We start from the raw sequence: 5,609 nt of genomic DNA on the forward strand, positions 1-5,609 counted from the left end.
CTGGAAGCGCGCGGCGCACAGGTTGTGATGACGCGGCAGAGCCATGAGGCAACGGTCAGCAACCAAGAACGCGCCCGCATGGCAAATGATGCCCATGTGGATTTGTGTATTCGCATTCATGCAGATGACGCAGAAAGCGGTCAGCCGTCTGGCATGTCCATGCAGGTGCCGTCCGGCAGCCTGCTGGGAACGCCGTCAATTGAACAGCCGAGTGCTCAGGCGGCACAGATTATTTTGCAGGCGGTGACGCAGGAAACCGGCGCGCGAAATCGCGGCTTGACACCGCGCAGTGACTTGACTGGGTTTAATTGGTCAGAAGTTCCATGTATTCTGCTGGAAATGGGCTTTTTGAGCAATGCAGAGGAAAATGCACAGCTTCAGACGCAAGAGTACCGGCGGAAAATTGCTGTGGGAATTGCAGATGGCGTATGCCAGTGGAAACAGAGTATGGAATCGAGTCAGAATAGAGAATAAAGAGGTTTGATGTACTATGAATGTTAGCATAAACAGTGCCTTTGGAATTGCACTGCAAACAGCCGCTTCGCTATACGAAGGAATGTTGGCAAAGCTGTTGCTGCTGCTGGTAATGGGCGTTTTGTGCTTTGCCGGATACCGGCTGCTGCACTGGGCAAGTGCGCTGTATGGTGCGCTTGCTGGCGTGTGCTTGGGCGTGGGTCTGACCGGCGTGCTCGGTTCTCTGGGCGTTACCAATGGCGGCTTGGCGTTGTCTTCGGCGGCCATGCTGGTGCTGGGTATTGTGCTCGGTGCAGTGGCATATCGCGTGACATACCTAGGCATTTTCTTGGCGTGCGGCACAATTGGCGCGTTGGTCGGCTATGTGCCGGGGGCTTTTGTCGGTGAAATATTCAAGGGCGGCTTTGTCCTTGTTTTGCTGGTCTGCTTTGTGCTGTTTGGCGTGACCGGTGTGCTGTTTCATGCACCGGCTTATGTGATTGCTACCGGCTTATCCGGCATTCCGGCGGGTGTTGTTCTGGCACAGCTGCTGGGCGTTGCATCCGTGCCGGTACAGCTGCTGATTGGCGTGATTGCGACAATCGCCGGACTGGCGGCACAGATCATTCTGCCGCGCCGCGCAGAGAACAAACGGAAGCAGGCAGAGGAAGCAATGCAGGATACCGATCCGCATCTGCCGATTCCGCAGGAGCCGGAGGAACCGGATACCATTGATACCATTTCGGATACCGTTGCGGAGCACATTGATTTGTCTGCACCGGCAGCTCCACATTTTCTCTTCCCGGAACAGGAAGAAGAGGAAGAACAAGAAGAGGACGAGCCGGAAGAAACAGAGGCACCGCAGCAGGCACAGGAACCGGATGAGCCGGAACAGGTGGACAGCAGTACGATGGTGCTGCCGCAGTCGGAAGCGGAATCAAAACCGGTTTCGACTGTCAAGCAGGATGACAAGAAATCCATCTTTGATTTGATTTTGAATAAAGAAGCCATAGAGGAACAGGCGAAACAGAACGAGTCATCAGACGAACCGGAGGCAGCTCCTGTTTTGGCAGAGGAAAAACCGGTGCAGCCTACGGAAAAATTCTCGCTGGAAGAACTGCTGGACGCATGCGATGAAGATACCAATACCATCAAACGAGCAGAAGAACAGAAAAAGGCGAAAAAACAAAAACCAAAGCTGACACCAGAGCAGAAGGAACAGAGAAAGCAAAATGCGCTGACCGCGGTATTTGCTGTCGTCATTGTTGCGGCGGCTATCGTGTTTGCGGCACTTGGCGTACAGCATGTAGAAGTGCTGCTGGCGTTGTGCTTCTGTATGTATCTGGGCGAGCGGTATCGCTTGGCGGCATTTGGATTTGCCGTGCTCGCTGTGCGCCGTCTGTACGATGCGATTGTTTTCTTTATGCAGGGCGGACAGGTGTTTGAAGCCCTGACGGACGCCGTCATCGGTGCGACGTTTATTATTTTGACGCTGCATATGCTGCGAACCTATTCAGAGTATAAGCACAAGACAGAGGAAGAATAGCCTTCCTCCTTGAGGAAGGTGGAGCGGCGTCAGCCGTGACGGAAGGAGCAGCACGAAAGCAAGTCTGTATCAGAGTTACTCTGATTCGTCAGATATAATTGGTTGCTCCCTCAGTCTTGCCGCAGAGCGGCAATCCAGCTCCCTCAAAGATGGAGCCTTAACTATGCGTAAACGCAAAACAGCACCAGTCTTCGCTACTGGTGCTGTTTTATGTTTGGATGTTCTGGGAAAAACGAAACGAGACGGTTCACCCAACCGTCTCGTTTCTCTCTCTTCTCTGTATGGCATTTCACTCCCGCCTTCTGTATAAGGCGGGTCATGCAGTACTCCTGCTAAAAAGTACAATTGTAAATATATCACAACTGACCTATGATTTATAGTGGTAAAACAGCCAAAATAACAACAACTTTTTTGTGCAAATAGCTTGGTGCGGGATTTTATAGTGCTTTTTTTATGCATTTTATACGATTGTGTTGAAAATATAGGACAGACCAAGTGGAGTTGTGCGGATTGATAGAAATATGCTATACTGGACGGGAACAAAAATTGTCGGTTTTGGAGGTGCATGACAATGAACGATTGGAACGAACGCGAATATACGGCGCTGGGCACTGCGATCTTGGGACTGCTTGGTTTGGTCGCCGTGCGAAATGTGTTTCGCGACGGAAAATATTTGATAAAAGCAGTTGTGTTTCGCTATTTGCCGATGGCAGGATTGCTTGTCGTATTAAAGAAGAAGTGGGAAGCATATCATGGATAGTTTTATTTTTAGCTTGAACGCCACAATGCCGGTGTTCTTGGTTATTGTACTTGGCTATATTCTCAAACAGCTCGGCTTGTTTACCGATGAATTTTGCCGCGTGGGCAACAAATATGTCTTTTTGGTTGCGCTGCCGGTGCTGCTGTTTCGAGATATTGCCCAGACCAATTTGTATACAGATTTTAAGCTGTCGTTTGTGCTGTACTGTGCCGGTGTGACGACGGTTGTCTTTTTGGGCGTTTGGTTTTTGGCGGCGCATATTCTCAAGGATAAGAGCTTGGTCGGCGCTTTCGCACAGGCATCTGTGCGAAGCAGTGCGGCGATTTTGGGCATTGCGTTTGTTGAGAATATGTACGGCAATGCGGGCTTGGCACCGCTGATGATTGTCTCTGCCGTGCCGCTGTTTAATATTTACTCGGTCATTATTTTGACCTTTTCCGCCGATGGCGGCCAGCATGGCACAGAGGCAATTCGCAAGGCGTGCATCAATGTGCTGAAAAATCCGATTATTATCGGTATTGTGCTCGGTCTGCCGTTTTCTCTGCTGCGCATTGATATTCCGACCATTCCGCTCAAGATGATTGAGAGTGTCGGCGCGACGGCGACGCCGCTCGCCCTGCTCGTTGTCGGTGCAGGCTTTGAGGGAACCAAAGCTCTGGCGAAAATCAAGCCGACGCTGTGGGCGACGGCGATTAAGCTGGTGATTTTGCCGGCGGTGTTTCTGCCGCTCGCTATCGCGCTGGGATTTCACGACGCGGAGCTTGTTGCCGCACTGATTATGCTGGGTTCTCCGACAACGGTCTCCTGCTATGTCATGGCGACCAATATGAGAAATGATGGAGAGCTTTCCACCAGTATCATTGTGCTGACAACTCTGCTGTCCTCGATTACCCTGACCGGCTGGATTTTCCTGCTGAGAAGCATGGGCTTGATGTGAGAGAATATTGCATAAAAAGAAACGCAGTAGCTTGACAAGCTACTGCGCGGGTGCCATAATAAAATTGGAAGTATTTACAACACAGACATAGAAAAATGTACACAATAGGGAAACACGTTAGGAAATAGGATTTTAGAAGGAGTTGTATATGAAAGGATTGATTCTGGCAGCTGGCAAAGGAACTCGGCTGTATCCGATGACCCGCATGATCTGCAAGCCGCTGCTGCCGGTATATGACAAGCCTCTGATTTATTATCCGCTCAGCGTTTTGCTGCAGGCGGGTATCACGGATATTATGGTCATTATTCCGGAGGGAGAAGAAGAGACCTTTACCAAGCTGCTCGGAGATGGCAGCGCATGGGGCGTACATATTTCGTATGCTGTGCAGAAGGTGCCGCGCGGTATTGCGGATGCCTTCCTCGTTGCAGAGGACTTTATTCAGGGCGATTCGGTTTGTCTGGTGCTGGGCGACAACATTTTTTATGATGAGAGCCGCGATTATCTGTTCCTCAAGAAGGGCAGAGAGCTGCAGGAGGGCGCACTCGTGTTCGGCTATTATGTAGACGATCCGCGTCCGTTCGGCGTTGTGGAATTTGATGAAAACGGCAATGCGCTGAGCATTGAAGAGAAGCCGCGCTTCCCGAAGTCCAACTACATCATTCCGGGTCTGTATTTTTACGACAGCGATGTGCTGGATATTGCCCGCAATCTCAAGCCGTCCGCGCGCGGAGAGCTGGAGATTACCGATGTCAACTTGGAATATCTGCGCCGCGGCAAGCTGAAGGTTGCGCCGCTGGACAGCGATTTTGTCTGGCTGGATGCGGGTACCGCAGAGAATCTGCTGGAAGCTGGCAATCGAATCCGTGAGGTGCAGGTGCGCACCGGACGCTATGTTGCGTGTCCGGAGGAAATCGCCTGCGAACAGGGCTTGATTTCGGTTGAACACGTACATGCACTCGGCGATGAGCTGAGCAAGACACTGTATGGACAGTATTTGCAGTGTATGCCGGTGCCAGTCAAAAAGAAATGAAAGAAACTGGACAAAGGCGGCCGCGAGGCCGCCTTTTGTGTAATGAGGAGGAAGATTGTATGACGACCGTATATTTTATTCGACATGGCACGACGGATAATAATATCGCCGGACGATTTCAGGGACGGTCAGACATCCCGCTGGGAGAAAAGGGTCTCAGACAAGCGGCGTGCTTGGGCGAACGATTTGCACATGTGCCGCTGGATGCCGTGTATACGAGTCCGCTTCAGCGCGCGTATCAGACGGCGCAGGGCGTGTGCGCTCAGCTGCCGCTGGAGCCGATCTACTGGGATGGATTGCGCGAGATAGACGGCGGCGTATTGGAAGGCCGAACCAATGACGAAAATATCCGAGAGTATCCGGAGATCATGCGCACCTTTCGGGAACAACCGGCAAAATTTTGTCCGCCGCACGGCGAGAGCGCAGAGCAGGTACATGCCCGCGTGATGCAGGCGATTGAGGAGATTATCGCAAAAGAGCGGGGAAAAACCATTGCGATTGTATCGCATGGCTTTGCACTGCTGTGCAGCATTGGCAGCTTGGGCATCCCGTTTGACCAGCTCCCGCCGCGTATTTTGGCCAATGCATCGGTCAGCTGCATTCGGTTTGCCGAGGACGGCAGCTATGAGATTGTTTGTTGGAACGATCAGAGTCATTTGCCGGAAGCGTTGCAGTTTCACTCCCCGTTTTGGAAGGAAGCAGAGACAAAATAATTGACGCCGCCGGACGTCTGATGACCGAACCGCTTTCTTTTGGGTATAAATTTTTGCAAGGCTCAGTCACAAACAAGAACGCCCCGCTCTCTGCGCGAAGCAAAGGCGGGGCAAAATTTTTTTCTGATTTTGGTGCACATCCGACAATGTGGATAAAAGAAAACGCCGCA

General features: G+C 51.6%; 6 protein-coding genes. All 6 read left to right on the top strand.

The features are described 5' to 3' along the window. Positions 1 to 474: N-acetylmuramoyl-L-alanine amidase family protein (locus ACR0P9_RS06870; protein ID WP_432618592.1), on the top strand; the 474-nt coding region annotated here is incomplete at its 5' end. 16 nt (positions 475 to 490) lie between these two features. Then, on the top strand, positions 491 to 1,999 hold the full coding sequence (locus ACR0P9_RS06875) for a hypothetical protein (protein ID WP_432618594.1): 1,509 nt from the start codon (positions 491 to 493) through the stop codon (positions 1,997 to 1,999). Between the two features lie 571 nt (positions 2,000 to 2,570). Next, a complete protein-coding gene (locus ACR0P9_RS06880) occupies positions 2,571 to 2,759 on the top strand; it encodes a hypothetical protein (protein ID WP_432618596.1) in 189 nt (62 codons plus the stop codon). Then, complete coding sequence (locus tag ACR0P9_RS06885; protein ID WP_432618598.1) at positions 2,752 to 3,696, top strand: AEC family transporter; 945 nt, start codon at positions 2,752 to 2,754, stop codon at positions 3,694 to 3,696. The genes ACR0P9_RS06880 and ACR0P9_RS06885 overlap by 8 nt, the downstream gene beginning before the upstream one ends. Positions 3,697 to 3,844: 148 nt before the next feature. Further along, positions 3,845 to 4,726: a glucose-1-phosphate thymidylyltransferase RfbA gene (gene rfbA / locus ACR0P9_RS06890; protein WP_432618600.1), complete on the top strand. Its 882-nt coding sequence runs from the start codon at positions 3,845 to 3,847 to the stop codon at positions 4,724 to 4,726. 59 nt (positions 4,727 to 4,785) lie between these two features. Beyond that, the gene (locus ACR0P9_RS06895) at positions 4,786 to 5,439 is read left to right on the top strand and encodes a histidine phosphatase family protein (protein WP_432618602.1); all 654 of its coding nucleotides are present in this window, start codon (positions 4,786 to 4,788) and stop codon (positions 5,437 to 5,439) included. The last annotated feature ends 170 nt before the right edge of the window (positions 5,440 to 5,609 follow it).

Origin of the sequence: Butyricicoccus sp. (assembly GCF_050872565.1) — a bacterium.
In the GTDB taxonomy this organism is placed as follows: Bacteria; Bacillota; Clostridia; order Oscillospirales; family Butyricicoccaceae; genus Butyricicoccus_A.

Excerpts from the sequence above, each read along its gene's own strand:
- ACR0P9_RS06875 (WP_432618594.1), top strand. The coding sequence starts at position 491 with ATGAATGTTAGCATAAACAGTGCCTTTGGAATTGCACTGCAAACAGCC.
- ACR0P9_RS06880 (WP_432618596.1), top strand. The coding sequence starts at position 2,571 with ATGAACGATTGGAACGAACGCGAATATACGGCGCTGGGCACTGCGATC.
- ACR0P9_RS06885 (WP_432618598.1), top strand. The coding sequence starts at position 2,752 with ATGGATAGTTTTATTTTTAGCTTGAACGCCACAATGCCGGTGTTCTTG.
- rfbA (WP_432618600.1), top strand. The coding sequence starts at position 3,845 with ATGAAAGGATTGATTCTGGCAGCTGGCAAAGGAACTCGGCTGTATCCG.
- ACR0P9_RS06895 (WP_432618602.1), top strand. The coding sequence starts at position 4,786 with ATGACGACCGTATATTTTATTCGACATGGCACGACGGATAATAATATC.